The organism is Pseudomonas sp. LB3P58 (assembly GCF_054897895.1).
In genome coordinates, this window is sequence record NZ_JBUBVE010000001.1 from 2,177,801 (window position 1) to 2,197,979 (window position 20,179).

The window sequence follows — 20,179 nt, forward strand, 5'->3', positions numbered from 1 at the left end:
GAACGGCGATAAATACCGGCACCTCGAATGCTCAGAGTCCGACTTTACGGCTCCATGCGAGGTGCCCCATGACCGAACGCACCACCATCAATCCAGCGCGGTACTCAACGGCAATCGCGCCATGTGTTTGGCCTTCAACGACCCGAAATACAACCAATCCCCATACTCGCGAACGGTAGTGATCGGCGAGTAGTTGTCGCGGCTACCGTCCTGCAGGTTGGCGATCACTTTACCGTCCAGATCCAGCCCCAGCGCAAAGGCGCGCTTCTCCACCGGTTTCGGCAGGAAAGTCATGGCTCGCACAATCATCTTGCGCACGAAGGGATGCGGCGCGGTGGCATCGAGCAATGCGTTGCGCGGTGCATAGAGCGCCACCCAGAAGCGGTCGCGACCATTGAACGCGAGGTTGTCCGGCAACCCTGGCAAGTTGTCGATGAACAGATCGTGGGTGCCGGCTTTGGGGCCGCTCAGCCAGTAACGACTGATGCGATAGGCGCCCGTCTCGTTGACCAACACAAAGGCATCGTCCGGACCCAGGGTCACGCCGTTGGCGAATTCCAGCTTATCCAGCAGGACCGCGGTCTTTCCGGTCTGGAAGTCGTAACGCAGCAAGCGGCCATCGCCGCCGTGCTCGATGATCGCTTCGCCGTCACTGCCGTAGCCAAAGCGGCTGGAGGCATCACTGAAATAGGCGTAGTGCCCGGGTTTGTCGATCGCCACGTCGTCGGTGAAACCGAAGGGCACGCCATTGGCCGCCGTGGTCAATGCAATCAACCGGCCCTGGGCATCCAGTGACAGCAAGCCCTTGACCCCGTCGGCAATCACCAGCAGACCGTTGGGATGACGGGCCAGGCCCAAGGGTCTGCCGCCCGTATCGGCCAGGACTTTGGTGACCTTGCCGTCGAGGCTGGTACGGATCAATCGGCCGTCATGCAGACCCGTGATGAGGACGTTTTCCTCCAGCAGCAACGCTTCCGGCCCGTCGATATCCGCGGCGCCGACGCGCTCCACGCCTTTGAGGCGCTGATTGTCGGCGTAGATGCCGCTGGTGAGGGAGGGCGCCGGTGGCGGTGTCCAGGCCACCGGCTGAACCTTGGTCGGCATCAGCAGCAGAAAGGCGCCGATCGCGACGATTACCAGCAACAACACATGGCGAAACTTGACGGTTCGACTCACGCGCTGACTCCTGCCGGGGCCAACTGTTTTTGCGCCACCTCACGCAACGCCAGCATCGACGCTGCCGACTCACGATCGATGCGCCGCTTGAGCAGCAGTCGATTGGCAATGCGCATCGCCAGGCCGCTGAACTGATACTCCAGGGTGCGGACAAAGCGTGTGCCGTGGCTCAGGGCCTCACACTCGTAGGTCACCACTAAAGACACCCCGTGATCGTCATGGGCCCAGGCACTCCAGCGGCGTCCTGGCAGGTATTCGTTAACTTCCCAGTGCAAGTGTCCTTCACGCCCGCCCGCCTTGATGTCTTCCTCAAACCGCCCCCCTGCATGCACCGGCCCGCTCTGGCCATCGACCTTGAGGGACGAGGGATGCCACTCCGGCCAACGGGTCACGGTGCTGGCATAGGCGAGCACGTCAATCGGGTCTCCAGCAATGTCGATTTGATGCTGCATGCGGGTCATGGTCGTTCTCGTCGGGTGCAGGTCAGTCGGCTCCGGTTCCCAATAGAGGGTGCCAAACAGGTAGTCCATCAGCGGAAAAACGATATTGAAATTGCGTTCCTGCATCAGCTCACGACGGTGATGCAGTTCATGCAGACGGCGCATCTGGCGGATCCATGGCAACCGCGTGACGGGGTTCTCCGGTGGCAGGTGCTCGCAGGCATGGAATACTTCATAGGTCAGGTAACCGAGGACCAGACAGCCACCGAACAACCCGGCGACGTTGTTATCGAACTGCTCAAGCAGCCACCAGACGGGCAGGGTGATGACGACCGTGTGCAACACGATCAGCCAGGCTGGAAACAGAATCACCCGCCAGTCCCGGGCACTGTTGTAGGTCATGTGGCCAGGGGCGAAAAAGCTGTGATGGTCGCCGGCATGGCGTGCATAGAACATTCGCGCGAAGCTCTTTTTATGATGCCCCAGGTGTCGATGGACCATGTACACGCCGAAGTTGAAGAACAACAACGTCAACGGCATCGCCAGCCATTCCAGTGGCTGAACCTGGTGCACGGTGCTCCAGAATCCGCCAATGGCCAGCACCCCGAACAGCAGCACAAAAGCGCCGTGCAGCCATGGGTTGTAGAGCGGATGAATGTCGGCACGGTAGCGGGCGCGGAATGCTTCGGTGGTCTGCCTCACTGCAATCACCTGTAGTTATTGTTATCTCCAGCAGATTAGACGATCCCGGCGTTTTGGCTGGCCCAACCTTGAGGATGCAACCGCCATGCTTCGGTGCAAACCGGACTCAGGTCAGCGGGTCCCAGCGTTGCGACCAGTCATCGTCGGATTTGATCACTTCGCGCAGCAGGTCGAAGGCTCGTTGCAAGGTCGCGGAGTCGCGGTCGCGGGAGTAAACCAGATAGGTCGGGTAGCTGAATTCCGGGGCTTTGGGCACTTGCTCCAGTACACCGCTTTCCAGATAACTCTGGACCACCCGGGTGCGGAAGTAGCCGCTGCCGCCGTTTTCCAGAATGTACTGCAAGCCCAGTGGGCCGAGGTTGAAGCTCAATGCGGCTTTGGCTTTTTCCGGCAGGGCCGCATCGTGCTGGCGGCGGAAGTCCGGGCCCCAGTCGATGTACACGTAGGGATCGGGTCTTGCGGCCAGGCGGATGAGGACCAGTTTTTCTTCCAGCACCTGTTCGACTTGCAGGCGCGGCCAATACTCGGGCTGGTAAACCAGCGCCGCATCCAGAACCCCCAGTTCCAGTTGGCGCAGCAGGTTTTCACCGTCACGGATTTCCATGCGCAGGGCGTGGCTGGGGATCTTCTCGCGCAGCGCGCCGGCCCAGCTGAGCATCAGCGGGTTGCACAGACTGACCTCGCCACCGATGTGCAACACGTCGCGGTAACCCTCGGGCAACGGCAAGTCCCGTCGCGCCGCTTCCCAGGTTTCGACCAGTTGATTGGCGTAGACCACGAAGGCTTCACCATTCGGCGTCAGGCGCGCACCGGCGCGGTTGCGCACGAACAACGTACTTCCTAGCTGGCTTTCGAGTTTCTGTACCCGCGCCGTGATCGCGGTCTGGGTAACGTGGAGTTTTTCGGCGGCTGCGGCAAGGCTGCCGTGGCGGACGATTTCCAGAAAGGTGCGGGCGAGATCGATGTCCATGGGGCAGCCGGTGTCGGGAGTGGACGCATTGTAAGAGCACTCCCCACCTGTGGCGAGGTGTCACAGGTTTCACGTTGCTGGCGGGGCGTGCGCACTACACTGCAACCGTCTCTCGCCCAACGGACTCACCATGACAGCCAAACCCGCTGCGAACATCCAAGGCACTGTCGAAGGCCAGCGCCTGGCCGGCAGCGAGGCCGATGCCTGGCGCGAATGGGGGCCTTATCTGAGCGAGCGCCAATGGGGCACGGTGCGCGAGGACTACAGCGCCGATGGCGATGCCTGGCGCTATTTTCCCCACGACCATGCCCGCAGTCGGGCCTATCGCTGGGGCGAGGACGGGTTGGCGGGGTTTTCCGACAAGGCTCAGCACTGGTGTCTGGGATTGGGGCTATGGAACGAGCGCGATCCGATTCTCAAGGAACGTCTTTTCGGCCTGAACAATGCCGAGGGCAATCACGGCGAAGACGTCAAGGAACTGTATTTCTACGTCGACGGCGTGCCGAGCCATGCCTACATGCGCATGCTCTACAAATACCCTCAGGCCGAATTTCCCTACGCTGACCTGATCGCCGAAAACGCCCGTCGTGGTCTGGCGGACACCGAGTACGAAATCCTCGATACCGGTGTATTTGATGACGACCGATACTTCGACGTGACGGTGGAATACGCCAAACACGCGACGAACGACATCTTTATGCGAGTCACGGTGCACAATCGCGCCGATCAGCCAGCGCGTTTGCACGTAGTGCCTCAGCTATGGGCGCGTAACACCTGGAGCTGGGTGGCCGATGGGCAGAAACCGAGCTTGACGCTGGACGGCGATCAGGTTCTGGCCCGGCACCCGCAACTGGCTGACCGGCAGGCCAGTGTCTGGGGTGAGGAGGACTGCGAATGGCTGTTCTGCGAAAACCAGAGCAACTTCCCCAAGCTCGATGGTGTGGCGGCGAACGGGCCGTTCAAGGACGGGATCAACGATTTCCTGGTCGATGGCGTCAACGACGCGATCCGCCGTGACACGGGGACGCGGGTGGCGGCGCATTTCGTATTGGCATTCGAGGGTGGCCAGCGTCGCAGCGTTTATCTGCGCTTCGCCCCCTCGGGTGCCACTCGGGTGAATGCCAAGGCGCTGTTCGACCGTCGGCGCGCCGAGGCCGACGCGTTCTACGCAGCGCTGCAAATCGGGATCAACGACCCGGATGCGCGCAACGTTCAACGCCAGGCCCTGGCCGGATTGCTGTGGTCCAAGCAACTGTATTACTTCGACGTCAATCAGTGGCTCGACGGTGATCCGGCGCAACCTGCACCTCCACCCGGGCGCTCGCACATTCGCAACACCCATTGGCGGCACCTGTCGAATTTCGACATCGTCTCCATGCCGGACACCTGGGAATATCCGTGGTACGCCTCCTGGGACTTGGGCTTTCAGGCCGTGGCCTTCGCGCTGATCGATCCGGGATTCGCCAAGCATCAGTTGTTGTTGCTGGTCAAAGACCGCTTCATGCACCCCAACGGTCAGTTGCCGGCCTATGAATGGCGCTTCGACGACGCCAACCCACCGGTCCACGCGTGGGCCTGCTGGCGGGTCTATCAGCAGGACAAAACGCTGGCCGGGGCAGGGGACATGGATTTCCTCGAACGGATTTTCCATAAGCTGCTGCTGAATTTTTCCTGGTGGGTGAACCGCAAGGACGCCGAGGGGCGCAACCTGTTTCAGGGTGGCTTCCTTGGGCTGGACAACATCGCACTGTTCGACCGTTCGGCGATGTTGCCGCCCGGCTACCAACTCGATCAGGCCGATGGCACGGCGTGGGTCGCCGCTTATGCGCTGGATCTGATGCGCATCGCCCTGGAACTGGCCAAACGCAACAGTGTGTACGTCGACATCGCAGTGAAGTTCTTCGAGCATTTTCTCTACATTGCCGGGGCCATTAATCGTGTCGATTCTGATGCCGAAGGTCTGTGGGACGAGCAGGATCAGTTTTTCTACGACGTGCTGCACCGCCCGGACGGCGTCAACGAACCGCTGCGCCTGCGCTCTATCGTCGGTCTGATGCCGCTGTTCGCCGTGCAGGTGCTGGAGCAGCACGAGCACGAGGGTTTGCCTGGGTTGCGGGAGCGCCTGCTGGGTTTTATGCGCCATCGACCGGATCTGGCCAGCCTGGTCTCGCGCTGGACCGAACCGGGTGAAGGCAACCGGATGCTGCTGGCATTGTTGCGCGGCGAACGCACCAAGAACTTGCTCAAACGCATGCTCGACGAGGGCGAATTTCTCTCTGAATTTGGCATTCGTTCGCTGTCCAAAGCCTTCGCTGAACGGCCCTTTGGCGCGCAGATCAATGGTGATCGGCTCTGCGCCCGTTACGAACCGGCGGAATCGGGTTCGCGGCTGTACGGCGGCAACTCCAACTGGCGTGGGCCGGTGTGGATGCCGATCAACTACATGCTGATCGAATCCTTGCGCGAGTTTCACCGTTACTACGATCAGAACTTCTCGGTGGAATACCCCACAGGGTCAGGTTTCCTGGCCACGCTGGAGGAGGTTGCCGATAGCCTGAGCCAGCGTCTGACCCGATTGTTTTTGCGCGATGAAGAGGGCAGTCGACCGTCGATGGCGGCGTATCCGCAATTGCAGGCTGACCCCGCCAGCCGCGACCTGGTGTTGTTTCATGAGTATTTTCACGCAGAGACCGGGCGCGGTCTGGGGGCCAGTCATCAGACCGGGTGGAGCGCGTTGGTGGCGCTGTTATTACAACCTTGATTTTCCACCCGACGCAAAACCCCTGTGGGAGCGAGCTTGCTCCCACATTTGATTATCGCCGTCTGGGAGCGCTTCGTTCAAAACGCAAAACACGAGCAGCCAAACGCTCCCCAGAATCCCTGAAAGTCGCTGACCGGCGCCGACGACAATCGCGCCCGTTCATGGCTATGGGCATGCACCGCACAAGCCCCGACACATTGATGAACCTGCGCCGTCAGCGGCGCCAGGGGTTTCCAATGGCCCGGTACTTTGGCGACTGGCGACCATTCAGGCACCACCGGGACGGGAGGCGGCCCGAGTTTTTCAAACTCGACGCTGCCGTAGACGATCTTGCCGTCAACGATGGTCAGTACCGATTCGATCCATTTGACGGCTTCATCTTCGATGTGGAAATAGTCCGCCGACAGCGCAATCAAGTCGGCCAGTTGCCCGACCTTGATTTGGCCTTTTTTGCCTTGCTCGGAGGAAAACCAGGCGCTGCCGTGGGTAAAGAGTTCCAGCGCGGTATCGCGGCTCAAACCTTGCGGGTACAGCGCCAGACCACCGACGGTGCGGCCGCTGATCAGCCAGTACAGCGAAGTCCAGGGGTTGTAGCTGGACACGCGCGTGGCATCGGTGCCGGCGCCGACCGGAATGCCTTCGGCCAGCATACGAGCAATGGGCGGCGTGGCTTCGGCAGCCTTGGCGCCGTAACGGTCGACGAAGTATTCGCCCTGGAATGCCATGCGGTCCTGGATCGCGATGCCACCGCCGAGGGCTTTTACCCGTTCGATGTTCTGCGGGGTGATGGTTTCCGCGTGGTCGAAGAACCACGGCAAACCGTCGAACGGAATGTCGCGATTGACCTTTTCGAACACGTCGAGCATGCGGCTGATGGATTCGTTGTACGTGGCGTGCAGACGGAACGGCCAACGCTGTTCCACCAGATGGCGGACCACCGGTTCCAGTTCCTGTTCCATGGTTTGCGGCAGGTCGGGGCGGGGCTCGAGGAAGTCTTCGAAGTCGGCCGCCGAGAACACCAGCATTTCCCCGGCACCGTTGTGCCGTAGAAAATCGTCGCCCTGACCGTAGTGGGAGGTGCTGGTCCAGTTCTTGAAGTCGGTCAGCTCTTCCTTGGGTTTTTGCGTGAACAGGTTGTAGGCAATGCGCACCGTGAGCTGCTGGTCTTTGGCCAGTTGCTGGATGACTTGATAGTCGTCCGGATAATTCTGATAACCGCCGCCAGCATCGATGGCGCTGGTGACACCCAGGCGATTGAGTTCACGCATGAATTGGCGGGTGGAGTTGACCTGGTATTCCAGCGGCAGTTTCGGCCCTTTGGCCAGGGTGGAGTAAAGAATCATCGCGTTCGGACGGGCGATCAGCATGCCCGTCGGGTCGCCATTGGCATCGCGCTGGATTTCGCCACCCGGTGGGTTCGGCGTGTCGCGGGTATAACCGACCACCTTCAACGCAGCGCGGTTGAGCAGGGCACGGTCGTAGAGGTGCAGGACGAACACCGGGGTATCCGGCGCGGCCTTGTTCAATTCATCAAGCGTCGGCAGGCGTTTTTCGGCGAACTGGAACTCGTTCCAGCCACCGACCACCCGCACCCATTGCGGCGTGGGCGTGCGGTCCGCCTGATCCTTGAGCATGCGCAGCGCGTCGACCAGTGAAGGGACGCCTTCCCAGCGCAATTCGAGGTTGTAGTTGAGGCCACCACGGATCAGGTGCAGGTGCGAGTCGTTAAGGCCCGGAATCACCGTGCGACCGTGCAGGTCGATAATTTGTGTGCCGGGGCCTTGCAGGGCCATGGCCTGGGCATCGCTGCCGACCACCACGAAGCGTCCGTCCTTGATCGCGACGGCGCTGGCTTGGGGTTTTTTGCGGTCGACGGTGTGCAGGCGTCCGTTGTACAGGATGAGGTCGGCGGGGGTGTCGGGCATGGTTTTACTCCCTGCGATTAGCGGGCTGATCCAGGCACCGACGGCGCCTGCCGAAAGGCCTTGCAGTACACGTCGGCGGTTAAATCCGTCGTGGTCGTCAGGTGGGCTCATGGGCAGTGCTCCGCGCAAAGGCTCTTCATAAAAAAGCGAGGGCAAACAGCCGATGTCTGACGCATGCGGCCAGAAGGAATATAGACGGCAAATCCACAGGTAGCCGTTTTCCGATGGCGAAAAACGACGAATCCCGCCTCGAGGGGCGGGATTCGTTTGCAGCCAGGCGTGCCCCCGAAGGTCGGGAGCGGCGCGCTTAGGCCGGGAACAGCTCGGACAGTTTCATGGCCAGCATCATGTCGCCTTCAGCGCGCAGTTTGCCGCCCATGAAGGCTTGCATGCCGTCGGTTTCGCCGCTGACGATGCCTTCCAGGGTTTCGCCGTCCATCACCAGAGTCACCTGGGCGTCCGGGTTTTCGCCTTCCTGGAGCTCGCAGGTGCTGTCCTTGACGATCAGCGAGAAGTTCTTGGTGTCGTCGATGCGGAAACCGAATACCAGGTCCAGACCGGCAGCAGCGGCTGGGTTGAACTTGGCTTTCATTGCTTGTACGGCATCAGCTACGGAGGTCATGGTTCGATCCTTTCTTGGGTAATTAGAGCTGGGTGAATACAGCCAGGGTCACAATAGTCCGGACTCAGCGAAACGTGATGAGTTCCGGGGTCTTCAACAGTTGCAGGTGCGCATGACTGTTGAAAGAAGACAGAGCCACCTCGCGACCGCGAAACTTCAGCAGGTTGAGCGAGGTGTTGACGATTTGCCAGTTCAGTTCAAACGCCTGCCTGGCAGGCATTTGCGTAATGAGATGGAGCAGGGCCGTGATCGTGCCGCCGGAGGTGAACACGGCGATTTTCTGGGTGTTGTCGGCGCTTTCGAGGATTCGCTGCAGACCGGCTTGCACCCGTTCGACAAACCCCAGCCAGCTTTCCAGGCCCGGTGTGTCATAGGTGCCGGCGAGCCAGCGTTCGATGATCAGGGCGAAGATTCGCTGGAACTCGCCGCGGTTTTGCGCGGCATTGCGCAGGATGTGCAGCGCTTCGGGTTCGTCCGGTAACATGGCCGGCAGCAGCGCGCGGATCACCGCGTCGGCGTCGAACTCATTGAAAGCGCAATCGATCTCCAGCGCGGGAACCGGCAGGCCTGCCGCAGCGATCTGTTCCAGTGCGCTGTTGGCCGTGTGCTGCTGGCGGCGCAGATCGCCCGAGAGGCAGCGATCGAAGCTGATACCCAGCTCGGCGAGGTGCTGGCCGAGGACTTCTGCCTGGCGAATACCGGTCGGCGACAGGACGTCATAGTCGTCTGCACCAAAGGAGGCCTGGCCATGTCGAATCAAATAGATACTGCCCACGTCCGCGTCATCCCGGTACGTTGAAGGTTCGGCGAGGTTATGAGGATGAAGGTGAGCTGTCAATGAAAAAACATACGCTTGTTTGAAATGCCCGTTACAGGCGTGTTGCCAGAGGTTTCACGGCTGGCCGCCGAGGCGGCGCATGGGTATGCTGGAGGTATCCCGCGCGCGTTTTTTGCAGCGCATCGTATTAAAGGAGTCCCTGTGGAGTTTTTTGCCGAGTACGCAGTTTTTCTGGCTAAGACCGTGACACTGGTGATCGCCATTCTGGTGGTCCTGGCCAGTTTCGCGGCATTGCGCAGCAAAGGTCGGCGCAAGTCGGTCGGCCAGTTGCAAGTCAGCAAACTCAATGATTTCTACAAAGGGCTGCGCGAACGCCTGGAGCAGACCTTGCTCGACAAGGACCAGCTCAAGGCCTTGCGAAAGGTCGAAGCTAAAACCGAGAAAAAGCAAAAGAAGAAAACCGAGGCCAAGCCACGGGTGTTTGTGCTCGATTTCGACGGCGACATCAAGGCGTCGGCCACTGAAAGCCTGCGCCATGAAATCACCGCGCTGCTGACCCTCGCCACGCCCAAGGATGAAGTGGTGCTGCGTCTGGAAAGCGGCGGCGGCATGGTTCACAGCTACGGCCTGGCGTCCTCGCAACTGGCGCGTATCCGTGATGCCGGTGTGCCGTTGACCGTGTGCATCGACAAGGTCGCGGCCAGCGGCGGCTACATGATGGCGTGCATCGGCGAGAAGATCATCAGCGCGCCGTTCGCGATCCTCGGCTCGATCGGTGTCGTGGCCCAGTTGCCTAACGTCAACCGCCTGCTGAAAAAACACGACATCGACTTCGAAGTGCTGACCGCCGGCGAGTACAAGCGCACCCTGACGGTGTTTGGCGAAAACACCGAGAAGGGCCGCGAGAAGTTCCAGGAAGACCTGGACATCACTCACCAGTTGTTCAAGAACTTCGTTTCGCGCTATCGCCCACAACTGGCCATCGACGAAGTGGCCACCGGTGAAATCTGGCTCGGTATCGCGGCGCTGGACAAGCAACTGGTGGACGAACTCAAGACCAGCGATGAATACCTTGCCGAACGTGCAAAGAAGTCCGAGCTGTACCACTTGCACTACGCTGAACGTAAAAGCTTGCAGGAGCGCATTGGCATGGCGGCCAGCGGCTCGGTCGATCGTGTGTTGCTGAGCTGGTGGAGCCGATTGACCCAGCAACGCTTCTGGTAATACTCAAAAAGCATCATCGTCAAAAAAATGAAACCGTGGATTCTTCCCCTGTTTCATTTTTTTTTGCGGGTTTTAAGTCCATCCATTTTCCTTACGGTGTTTGCGAATTTTCCTGAGGTTATTGTCGATCGCTCCCGCTTCCGGTTGATCCAGGGTCAGTTAGGGTGGTGTTCCTGAAATGCTTGCAATGGAATGCACCATGACCGACTACCCTCACAAAGACGACGATGCACCGACCTTTCCCGGCATGCGCGAAGAGCTGAAATCCGCTGTGGATGCCGCGCTGCCGCAGACTCCCGGCCAGTTTGGCGAACACCTGATCAAGCAAAAGTGGGGTCAAGACATTGACCCGACGACAGCGCAGCTGGTGACGCTCGATTACGACTACGCCGGGCGTTCTGCGCAGAACGGCGTCCATCAGGGGCGGGTGGCGAGTGCCATGTCCCTGGTGCAGGTGCTGATTGGCAACTATCAAACCGTGGGTGACGGACGCTTCGGCGAAACAGTGTTTGGCTTGTACACGCCACCCGATGTCGGGCCGCCCATCGTTGTTACGGAACACGTCGATGAGTTGGCCGAGCCCGGTAACGACTTTCACTATTCCTACGAAGGCATTTATCGCGGAACCGTTCCGCAGCGCTACGGACCGCAGACACAGATCGCCGTGAGGCCCGCCGACTTCAAGAAATGGGTCTGGGAGCTGGACCTCCAGGACCGTTATCAGGCTTACCTCGATCAAGCCTGGCCATCGGATGAAGTGATCGTCGCCCCTAGACCCCATGCGCTGAAAACCTCGGCCAAAGCGGCCTTCGTCATGGCCGCTTTGCTGCAGCGGCATGAGAACAGTCTGACCCCTAAGGGGAGCGAGATGGCCATGCAGGCGGCAGGGCTGCCGTCGAATCAGGCATGGGCAACACTGACGATCGAACAACTGCAGGCGCCCACCAGGGTGCCCGCGATGCTCAAGACGGGACGCCTGAAGCTTTATCGCTACACCTCGAAAGACATCTGGGGCTACCGTGACCGCGACGGCAGGATTCTGTTGTACATCCCCGGCAACTCTTCGCCCTTGCACCTGTTTGACGATTCCCGGCAATTGCACCAATGGGTTGTGAAGCAGGGCAGGCGTGATGATACAAAACAGGCCTTGGCCGCCCACTTCGCCGAGGACGATCGCAAGGACGGCACTTTCCATGCCGGTGTGTTGACGGCGCTGGATGGCATGGCGGTCTACCCGAAGGTACACAGGCTGAGGAAAGAGGCGGGGTTCTTCAACGATGACGGCCTTTGGGAGCCGGCCGGATACATCGGTTTCGATGACTCGCCATCAGGCATCGATCCGTTTGCCCAGCTGGTACTGACCATGAAAGAGGCCTCCCGGGCCAGTGTCAAAACCATTCGTGACGATGCGCAGGTCAACCGGGACAACTTGAGTGCCGTCGTCGAACCGGTCGTGCAGTGGATCAACCGTTTCGGTCCGTTGGCGTTGTTCGTGCCCGGAGGTGAAGGATTGCTGGTGCTGGCCGGTATCATCGACGCCGGGTATGGCCTTGATCAGGCCGTCAACGGCGCAACATCGAGTGATCGAGCGTCGGGCGTGACCCGCACGGTGTTTGGCTTGCTCAATGCGCTGCCGCTGGCAGGCGCAGGCGCGGCGCTCAAGGGTGAAGCTACCGAGGCCGGTGCCATTGCCGAGAGAGTGCACGAACCTGGCGTAGCACCGAGGGAGGAGGTTGCCAGGCCGACGCCGGATCAGGCCGTTGCCCCGACTCCCGGACTATCGAACCTGACACTGCCGACCCGCGTGGAACTTCTGCGCGGAATCGGCCCGTCGGTGGCGTCTTTCAGCGATGAAATGCTGGTGCAGATCGGTAAGGTCAGTACAGTCGATGACGACATGCTGCGACTGATGCAGGCCGGGCGCCCGCCGACGCCTTTGCTGGCCGATACGATCAGCCGTTTCAGGATTGATCAGGAACTCGGGCAAACGACCGTGGCACAGGGCGAGCGAGTCGAACGGTTCAACAGCCGTTACGAAGCGCTTCAGCACTCGGAACATGAATGGGGCCGGTTGTTTCAGCGCCAATACCCCGACCTGCCCAACAGCGCTATTGAGCAAATGCTCGACCGTTATGGCGTGGACATCCAGAGCCCGCCCGACGCGGTCCAGGTCCGGCAAGTGTTCCGCCGTCTGGACAGCAAGGCCCGCCAGTATCAACAACATGTGCGGCTCAATCGTGCCTATGAAGGCTTGTACCTTCGGTCGGTGGTTAGCCCGGAGTCGGACACACTGGCCCTGCATTCCCTCAAAAATCTCCCCGGATGGCCAAAAAGCCTTCGAATTGAGGTGCACGACAGTTCCCTCGCAAGCCGGGTTCTGGACCGTAGCGGTGCGTTTGACGCTATCGATGTTCGACGCTTGATCAGGGTGGGGAACCGTTACCTGAGCCGCGATGTGCCAGCGGGCTTTTATGAGGTAGTGCTTGAAGTCTTGACCGAAGACGAGCGCTCGGCGCTGCAACTTTCATCGCTCGATCCGGCCCGCGATTTGCGGCTGAAAGTCGGCGAGCGGGCAATGCCTCGATCCGAACTCGTGCTCGGTCTGGGCAGGATGGATTTCGGTCTGCCCTTTGAGGCGCAAGGGCTACGCGGCGGCGGCTTCCCCGGTACGCCACAGGGCGAAGGGTTGACGCACGAGATGATGAGGTTGCAGCTCAAGGAGATCTATCCGGATTTCTCGAACGCTGAAGCCGATGAACTGTTACAGCGTGCTGGTGGCAATGCTCAGGTACACATCGATCAGCTGAAGCAACAGTTTCAGCAACTCAACACTGATTTGAGCAGTTGGATAGATCAGGGCGCCGATGATGTCAACGACATGGAGCTTCCCTTTATTGTCTTGGGGGATGCCGCGGCAGAGGGGTTGAATCCTGCACAAATCGCGGCCTATAACGTCCAGCTAATCATGGAGGAGATGCAGGACGAACGGACGCTCAGGACCGAACTGGCCGACGAGCTGGTCGGCATTTGGCAAAAGCGCGGAGGGGCTCCACGTACCACGCTGGATATGACCTTTGAAAACTATCACCGATTACCGGTGTTGAATGTCAGGTTGGACGATGTAACCGAACTATTGATGCGAGGCTTCCACCTGACCGAGGAGGACAGTTTGAATGGGTTTCTCGAGAGCTTTCCAAACCTCGAGGTCTTGAATCTGGACAGTGTGGACTTGCGTCATTTCTTCGTGGGCGGCGACGCGGGTCGCTCTTTACCGCCGGCAATCAGTCAATTGAAACACCTTTCCTCACTGAACCTGCGAGCCACACAGCTGGTTTTCAGTGAAAGCGCCGCGTCCCAACTGCGTGACCTGACCCGTTTGCAATCGCTGAACTTGAGTGACAACCCGCTGGGTGTACCGCCGCTGGTGTTGGGCATGAACGATTTGCGTCAGCTCAACCTGAGGAATACGCAGATCAGCCGGTGCCCGATCGGTATCAAGGATGAGCCCTATCTGACTATTCTGGATTTACGTGATAACCGTATAAGCCGGGTTCCACCAGCGGTCATGAATCAGGCTGTCGCTGACGACCGCGTGCTTTTATGGGGGAATCCGCTGACGGACGAAGACACGCTTCGCCGGCTTGTCAGTCATCGCGAGGAAACGGGAATCAATGTATGGCTTGACGCCCCCGGAGCCGACTATGGTTCGTCGATGGTGTGGCTGCGAGATTGCGAGGAAGCGTTGCAACAATCCCGGCAAGCGCTTTGGCAGCGATTGGCAGGCAAACCTTCCGGTACGCGATTTTTAGACGTAATAAACAGGCTGAGTTTGACGGCCGATTTTAAGGTGAGTTATCTGTCGCTACAGGCGCGAGTCTGGCGACTGTTGCACGAGGCCGATACTTCGGAGGAAATGTGGGCTCGATTGAGTCGCAGCAGCGGGCGGTATGATCATCCGATGGCAGCTTTTGGGGCGCTGGAGGATCGTGCCAATCTGTAACTCAGCGAGGAAGGAGCCTTGAGCCCGGAAAACCGGGCTCAAGGCTGGACGATCAACGACGACGGAACAGCGGCAGCGGTTCGTCGGTGGCGGCCTGATAGGTCACCGAGAAGTCCTTGAGACCTTCCAGGGCTTCGTACGGGTCTTTATCGGCGCGGATCGCAAAGGCGTCGAAACCGCAGCGGTGCAGGTAGAACAGCTGGTCGCGCAGCACATCGCCAATTGCCCGCAATTCGCCTTTGAAACCATAACGGTCACGCAGCAGGCGGGCGTTGGAGTAGTTGCGGCCATCAGTGAAGGCGGGGAAATTCAGGGCGATGACCTGGAAATTTTCCACGTCGTCACCGATTTCTTCGGCTTCTTCATCGGCATCCAGCCATACACCCAAGCCGCCATCGCGGGCCTTGAGCATGCGGCTGTGTTCGCGCCACAGCTGCAACGGGACGATCAGGTCGTCGCAGTTGCTGATCTCGTCGATGTTGAAGTCCTTGGGCAGCAAGTGCCAGGTTTCGTCGACGACTTCGTTGTTCTTAATTATTCGCTGCATAGACGCGCTCCTTGAAGAGGTCGATGCCAATACGCTGATAGGTGTCGATGAAACGCTCGTCTTCGGTACGTTGTTCGATGTACACGTCGATCAGCTTTTCAATTACATCAGGCATGGCTTCCTGGGCGAAAGACGGGCCGAGGATCTTGCCCAGGCTGGCGTCGCGACTGGCGCTGCCACCCAGGGACACCTGGTAGAACTCTTCGCCTTTCTTGTCCACCCCGAGGATGCCGATGTGGCCGACGTGGTGGTGACCACAGGCGTTCATGCAGCCGGAGATGTTCAGGTCCAGTTCGCCGATATCGAACAGGTAATCCAGGTCTTCGAAGCGACGCTGAATCGACTCGGCGATCGGGATCGACTTGGCGTTGGCCAGGGAGCAGAAGTCGCCGCCCGGGCAGCAGATGATGTCGGTCAGCAAGCCGATGTTCGGCGTGGCGAAGCCCTGCTCACGCAACTCGCCCCACATCGCGAACAGTTGGGACTGCTCAACGTCGGCCAGAATGATGTTCTGCTCGTGAGACGTGCGCAGCTGACCGAAGCTGTAACGATCGGCCAGGTCGGCAACGGCATCGAGTTGCTTGTCGGTGATGTCGCCCGGTGCAACACCGGTCGGCTTCAGGGACAGGGTCACGGCCACATAGCCCGGCTTTTTGTGAGCCAGGGTATTGCGGGTGCGCCAGCGTGCGAAGCCCGGGTGTTCTTTATCGAGTTCGGCCAACGCCAGGGTCTGGTTGTCCAGAGCCTTGTACTCCGGATCAACGAAGTGTTTGGCGACGCGATGCACTTCGGCGTCGGTCAACGTGGTCTGGCCACCGCGAAGGTGCTCCATCTCTGCGTCGACTTTTTGTGCGAAGACTTCAGGTGTCAGGGCCTTGACCAGAATCTTGATCCGCGCCTTGTACTTGTTGTCACGACGGCCGTAGCGGTTGTAGACCCGCAGGATGGCGTCGAGGTAGCTCAACAGGTCTTGCCACGGCAGGAATTCATTGATGAACGCGCCCACCACCGGGGTACGGCCGAGACCGCCACCCACCAGCACACGGAAGCCCAGCTCGCCAGCGGCGTTGTGCACCGGCTCAAGGCCGATGTCATGGACTTCGATGGCCGCACGGTCGGACGTCGAACCGTTGATGGCGATCTTGAACTTGCGCGGCAAGTAAGCGAATTCAGGGTGGAACGTGGTCCATTGGCGGACGATCTCGCACCACGGGCGCGGATCGATCAGCTCGTCGGCAGCGACACCGGCGAACTGGTCGGTGGTGACGTTGCGCAAGCAGTTGCCGCTGGTCTGGATCGCGTGCATCTGCACGGTCGCCAGTTCGGCAAGGATGTCCGGGATGTCTTCCAGCGCCGGCCAGTTGAACTGTACGTTCTGCCGGGTGCTGATGTGGGCATAGCCCTTGTCGAAATCACGGGCAATCCTGGCCATCATTCGCGTCTGGCGCGAAGTCAGTTGGCCGTAAGGCACCGCCACCCGCAACATCGGCGCGAAGCGCTGGATATAAAGGCCATTTTGCAGGCGCAGGGGGCGGAATTCTTCTTCGCTCAGCTCGCCTGCCAGATAGCGTCGGGTCTGATCACGGAACTGCTTGACGCGGTCCTCGATGATCCGCTGATCGTACTCGTCGTATACGTACATATAAGTCCTGTTCTCAGGCTTGGGCCGGTCGGATCCAGTTGCGTTTTTCGCTTGCTGAAGTCTCCGATACTGCCTCGGCAATTCTGCGCGCACGGCCGCGCACTCCCAACGGAGCCGGGGCAAGATACCAGTTTGCAGTTATGCGCAAAAGTGATGTTTGAGTATATGTAAAGAACCAAAACGACTAATGAGGCTCATCGCTCTAAAACCCACATTTGTGGTGCGGGCAATCATCGTCTTAACTGTGCTCGAGTCTTTATGCAATCACCGATAAAACCGACAAGAGGCGATGCAATGAGCAACCCTACCAAAACGTCAAAACCCGATAGCACGGTCGATGCTTGGGCCATTCTGTTCCTGATTATCCTGGTCGTGAGCACTGCGGTATTTTGGGTCAGTCATCAATAACCGACCCCGTCCGGGCCCCATTCCGACGATTGTCGGACAATAACCGGAATAAACGCCGTTTTCCGGGACTTCGCTGGCTATAATGCGCGGCGAATTGCCGGGGGGCTCGGACGATCCATGTTGAAGTTTTTCTACTCATTCCTGCTGATGTGCGGCGCGGTTTATGGACCCGGTGCGCGCGCGGAATCAGTGCTGTTCCTAAATCCCGGAGCCACTCAGGAAGCCTTCTGGGTCAGTTACTCGCAATTCATGCAGGCGGCAGCCACGGATCTGGGCATTGATCTGCGAATTCTCTATTCCCGACGCATGCCAGAGCTCACGCTGGCGCAAGCCCGCCTGGCGCTGCAAGGCCCTGATCGTCCGGACTATCTGGTTTTCGTCAACGAACAGTACGTCGCTCCGCAGATCATTCGCCTGGCCCAGGGCAGCGGGGTGAAGCTGTTCATGGTCAACGCGTCCCTGACAGCCAACCAAATGAGCCTGCTGGGCGAGCGCCCTGAGCGCTTGGGCAGCCTGGTGCCCAACGACGAGGAGGGTGGCTACCTGATGCTCAAGGAACTGATTCGCCAGCATCCCCCCGCGGTACCCGGTCAGGTCATCGAGTTGCTGGCGTTTTCCGGCTTGAAGATCACCCCTTCGGCGCAATTGCGCGAGCAAGGCATGATGCGGGCCTTGGCCGAACACCCGGAAGTGCGCTTGCGCCAGCTGGTTTACAGCGGCTGGACCCGGGAACGGGCCTATGAACAGGCCAAACTGCTGTTCAAGCGTTACCCGAAGGTCTCGCTGGTGTGGTCAGCCAATGACGAAATGGCGTTTGGCGCCATGCAGGCGTATTCGGAGACGGGTGGGCTACCCGGCAAGGATGCGTTGTTCAGTGCAGTCAACACCTCGCTGGCGGCGTTACAGGCGACGGTCGACGGACGCATCAGTGTGCTATTGGGCGGGCATTTCACATTGGGCGGCTGGGCGCTGGTGGAATTGCATGATCTTGAGCAGGGCGTGGATCTCACCCATTACGGCGGCCGAGACCGGCGAATCCCGTTGCTGCAACTGATCGACAAGGCACAGGCCAGGCGATTGCTGGCCATGGGGGAATCACCGGATTACGGTGTGAACTTCCGCCGTCTTTCAGCCAAGGGCCGGCCGACGTCGTATCGCTATCCGTTCAGTCTGCAAACCTTGATGCGCTAAACCCCGGCCAGGTGCACCACCAGTTGCACGATGCCATACAGCGTCAATGCGAACACTGCGGTGAACAAAATCCCCAGAATCACGAAATGACTGGGTTTGCCGTGAGTGAAGTCCCGGGCCCGGTTCTTCCCGCTCTGCACCCCGAACGCCGCCGCCATGACGCTGTGCAGCATCTGCCAGAAAGTGGGCGGCTTGTTGTCGGCTGGATCGTCCATAAACCCCTCGTCTCCTGTTTGAGTAAGACAAGCATAGACAACCCACGGAAAGAAGATCGCCCCCGGCGCTACCCGGTATAAATATGTACCGCCCTGGACGACAAACCTGCTGATTGACTGGTGCTTCATTTGACAGCATCAGGTATTGCCACATGAGTGGAATCCCATCGGCCCAGGAAAAGGGTCTTCACAACCATTTCATCAAAAAAAAGCTGCACGATCGGATACGCCACCTGACCCCGGCAAACATCCGGGCTCTGGATCGGGCGAGAACACCGGGAGGCCTGGCCGAAAATGCCATGCCGGACTGGTTTCAGAAGGCCTCCGGCGACCAACGACACACTGTACGGGACGACCAGAAACGCAGTCGAACCGCCAACGAAACCCTGGCAAAAACACTCACCGGGCTCAAAGGGGTCACCGAATTCGCCCAACCGTTGCTCGAAGCGGCGTTGCAAAAAAAGTTCGGGTTGAAAGTTGATGTTGCGCAGACCTGGCTCTACGAGCCCTTTGCAGGCTCGCTGATCACTCACCAGACACTGCTGCAGTTGGCACTGCGCAATTTTGAAGAAGACCAGGCGTTTAATGAAGGTGACGTCATTGCTGAACGAGGTATACGGGCTGCCTATCTGGAAACTCAAGGAGGACCTTACGGTTGGGACTATCCGCAAAAGGGCCCTTCAACGCGCTACAGGATCAAGAAGCTACCGATAAAGCCCGCCGATTTCGCCTCGCTATGCCGTGAACTGGATATCGGCAAGCAGTATCAGGAACACCTGACGGCGATGTTTGACGCCGCGGACAGGGCGGCCACCGTGCGCACCCAAACGGTCGGCGCGTGGACGGACAGTCTGCGGGTGCATGCCCATATCGCCCACCTCAAATCGCTGATCACGCCATCGTCCTACAGCACATTGCTGGCCGTGCTCAACGGCGACAAATCGGCAACACTGGACGGTGAGCGCGTCACTTGCAGTCAGTTGCATGTGCTGGGGTCGCCTGTCAGTGAGCTGTTTGTCATTGGCGCAAGCCGGCGCAAAGGTAAAAAGGTCAACTTCAGCTTGTCGAATCCCGGTGTAAACCTGTTTGACGTACTGGGTTACCAGGACTCGCGGATCATCGTCTGTATTCCGGGTGATCCGGTGGCGCCGGTCATGGAATATGCCTCGCTCAAGTCCTTTGAAAATGACCTGAGCTACAGGCTGCGCGATGTGAACTACCAGCGCTCTTTCCTCAGGCTCATCCCTCACGGTGATGCGGGCAAGTTCCTCGGCAAGATCAAGACTGCTCTGCAAACACTCAAATGGAACCCGGATTTCCCTTACCGTAAACAGACCCTCTTGGGGCACATAGACGGAATCTACGAACATGTTTACCGGGACGAGCCGGTTCTGGATATCAGTGAAGAATTTTTTGACACGGAGCTGTTCGGCGAGCTCTACACGCGGCACCAGACGCGCCTCAAGGAGGCTGCCGAGCAACTGGCGGTGCCGACGGCCAGGTCGATCATGACGCCTGGTATGAACGACTCGCCCGCTATGCCGAGTGGGGGCTGAACATACTCAACGTGGCGGCATT

The 20,179-nt window shown here is 59.4% G+C and carries 14 protein-coding genes; 5 read left to right on the forward strand and 9 right to left on the reverse strand.

All coding sequences use genetic code 11. The features are described 5' to 3' along the window. Positions 1-87: 87 nt before the first annotated feature. The 3 genes from ACYZTZ_RS10270 to ACYZTZ_RS10280 all read right to left on the reverse strand — a co-directional run bounded on the left by ACYZTZ_RS10270 (position 88) and on the right by ACYZTZ_RS10280 (position 3,288). Complete coding sequence (locus tag ACYZTZ_RS10270; protein WP_461998095.1) at positions 88-1,176, reverse strand: SMP-30/gluconolactonase/LRE family protein; 1,089 nt, start codon at positions 1,174-1,176, stop codon at positions 88-90. Beyond that, a complete protein-coding gene (locus ACYZTZ_RS10275) occupies positions 1,173-2,318 on the reverse strand; it encodes an SRPBCC family protein (RefSeq protein WP_461998096.1) in 1,146 nt (381 codons plus the stop codon). The genes ACYZTZ_RS10270 and ACYZTZ_RS10275 overlap by 4 nt, the downstream gene beginning before the upstream one ends. A gap of 106 nt (positions 2,319-2,424) precedes the next feature. Next, positions 2,425-3,288 (reverse strand): LysR family transcriptional regulator, encoded by an 864-nt coding sequence (locus tag ACYZTZ_RS10280; RefSeq protein WP_461998097.1) that lies wholly within the window; start codon positions 3,286-3,288, stop codon positions 2,425-2,427. A gap of 130 nt (positions 3,289-3,418) precedes the next feature. On the opposite strand from ACYZTZ_RS10280, the gene ACYZTZ_RS10285 reads away from it, so the two are divergent. Beyond that, on the forward strand, positions 3,419-6,049 hold the full coding sequence (locus ACYZTZ_RS10285; protein ID WP_461998098.1) for an MGH1-like glycoside hydrolase domain-containing protein: 2,631 nt from the start codon (positions 3,419-3,421) through the stop codon (positions 6,047-6,049). 77 nt (positions 6,050-6,126) lie between these two features. On the opposite strand, the gene ACYZTZ_RS10290 is transcribed toward ACYZTZ_RS10285, so the two are convergent. The 3 genes from ACYZTZ_RS10290 to ACYZTZ_RS10300 all read right to left on the reverse strand — a co-directional run bounded on the left by ACYZTZ_RS10290 (position 6,127) and on the right by ACYZTZ_RS10300 (position 9,371). Then, entirely contained in the window at positions 6,127-7,974 is a 1,848-nt protein-coding gene (locus ACYZTZ_RS10290) for an amidohydrolase (RefSeq protein ID WP_461998099.1), read from the reverse strand. A 307-nt stretch (positions 7,975-8,281) separates the two neighbouring features. Next, a complete protein-coding gene (locus ACYZTZ_RS10295; RefSeq protein ID WP_008154977.1) occupies positions 8,282-8,596 on the reverse strand; it encodes an SCP2 sterol-binding domain-containing protein in 315 nt (104 codons plus the stop codon). 64 nt (positions 8,597-8,660) lie between these two features. Next, a complete protein-coding gene (locus ACYZTZ_RS10300; protein ID WP_461998100.1) occupies positions 8,661-9,371 on the reverse strand; it encodes a histidine phosphatase family protein in 711 nt (236 codons plus the stop codon). Between the two features lie 204 nt (positions 9,372-9,575). On the opposite strand from ACYZTZ_RS10300, the gene sohB reads away from it, so the two are divergent. Both sohB and ACYZTZ_RS10310 read left to right on the forward strand, forming a co-directional pair. Then, positions 9,576-10,598, forward strand: coding sequence for a protease SohB (gene sohB / locus ACYZTZ_RS10305; protein ID WP_129443624.1), 1,023 nt, complete (start codon positions 9,576-9,578; stop codon positions 10,596-10,598). 199 nt (positions 10,599-10,797) lie between these two features. Beyond that, a complete protein-coding gene (locus tag ACYZTZ_RS10310) occupies positions 10,798-14,598 on the forward strand; it encodes a dermonecrotic toxin domain-containing protein (RefSeq protein ID WP_461998101.1) in 3,801 nt (1,266 codons plus the stop codon). Between the two features lie 52 nt (positions 14,599-14,650). Here the strand turns inward: ACYZTZ_RS10310 and ACYZTZ_RS10315 are convergent, their stop codons facing one another. Continuing rightward, a complete protein-coding gene (locus ACYZTZ_RS10315; protein ID WP_038982933.1) occupies positions 14,651-15,145 on the reverse strand; it encodes a DUF934 domain-containing protein in 495 nt (164 codons plus the stop codon). After that, complete coding sequence (locus ACYZTZ_RS10320) at positions 15,129-16,787, reverse strand: nitrite/sulfite reductase (protein ID WP_056741498.1); 1,659 nt, start codon at positions 16,785-16,787, stop codon at positions 15,129-15,131. Before ACYZTZ_RS10320 ends, ACYZTZ_RS10315 begins: the two co-directional genes overlap by 17 nt. Before the next feature lie 525 nt (positions 16,788-17,312). Here ACYZTZ_RS10320 and ACYZTZ_RS10325 point away from each other — a divergent pair. Next, positions 17,313-18,386 carry an ABC transporter substrate-binding protein gene (locus tag ACYZTZ_RS10325; protein ID WP_461998102.1) on the forward strand — a complete coding sequence of 358 codons (1,074 nt, stop codon included), beginning with the start codon at positions 17,313-17,315 and terminating at the stop codon, positions 18,384-18,386. Here ACYZTZ_RS10325 and ACYZTZ_RS10330 read toward each other — a convergent pair. Then, positions 18,383-18,601 (reverse strand): DUF2970 domain-containing protein, encoded by a 219-nt coding sequence (locus ACYZTZ_RS10330; RefSeq protein WP_008154959.1) that lies wholly within the window; start codon positions 18,599-18,601, stop codon positions 18,383-18,385. The genes ACYZTZ_RS10325 and ACYZTZ_RS10330 overlap by 4 nt on opposite strands. A gap of 152 nt (positions 18,602-18,753) precedes the next feature. On the opposite strand from ACYZTZ_RS10330, the gene ACYZTZ_RS10335 reads away from it, so the two are divergent. Next, on the forward strand, positions 18,754-20,157 hold the full coding sequence (locus ACYZTZ_RS10335; RefSeq protein ID WP_461998103.1) for a dermonecrotic toxin domain-containing protein: 1,404 nt from the start codon (positions 18,754-18,756) through the stop codon (positions 20,155-20,157). The last annotated feature ends 22 nt before the right edge of the window (positions 20,158-20,179 follow it).

Coding starts and splice junctions, on each gene's coding strand:
- ACYZTZ_RS10280 (WP_461998097.1), bottom strand. CDS start 3,288: ATGGACATCGATCTCGCCCGCACCTTTCTGGAAATCGTCCGCCACGGC.
- ACYZTZ_RS10285 (WP_461998098.1), top strand. CDS start 3,419: ATGACAGCCAAACCCGCTGCGAACATCCAAGGCACTGTCGAAGGCCAG.
- ACYZTZ_RS10290 (WP_461998099.1), bottom strand. CDS start 7,974: ATGCCCGACACCCCCGCCGACCTCATCCTGTACAACGGACGCCTGCAC.
- ACYZTZ_RS10295 (WP_008154977.1), bottom strand. CDS start 8,596: ATGACCTCCGTAGCTGATGCCGTACAAGCAATGAAAGCCAAGTTCAAC.
- ACYZTZ_RS10310 (WP_461998101.1), top strand. CDS start 10,798: ATGACCGACTACCCTCACAAAGACGACGATGCACCGACCTTTCCCGGC.
- ACYZTZ_RS10315 (WP_038982933.1), bottom strand. CDS start 15,145: ATGCAGCGAATAATTAAGAACAACGAAGTCGTCGACGAAACCTGGCAC.
- ACYZTZ_RS10320 (WP_056741498.1), bottom strand. CDS start 16,787: ATGTACGTATACGACGAGTACGATCAGCGGATCATCGAGGACCGCGTC.
- ACYZTZ_RS10325 (WP_461998102.1), top strand. CDS start 17,313: ATGTTGAAGTTTTTCTACTCATTCCTGCTGATGTGCGGCGCGGTTTAT.
- ACYZTZ_RS10330 (WP_008154959.1), bottom strand. CDS start 18,601: ATGGACGATCCAGCCGACAACAAGCCGCCCACTTTCTGGCAGATGCTG.
- ACYZTZ_RS10335 (WP_461998103.1), top strand. CDS start 18,754: ATGAGTGGAATCCCATCGGCCCAGGAAAAGGGTCTTCACAACCATTTC.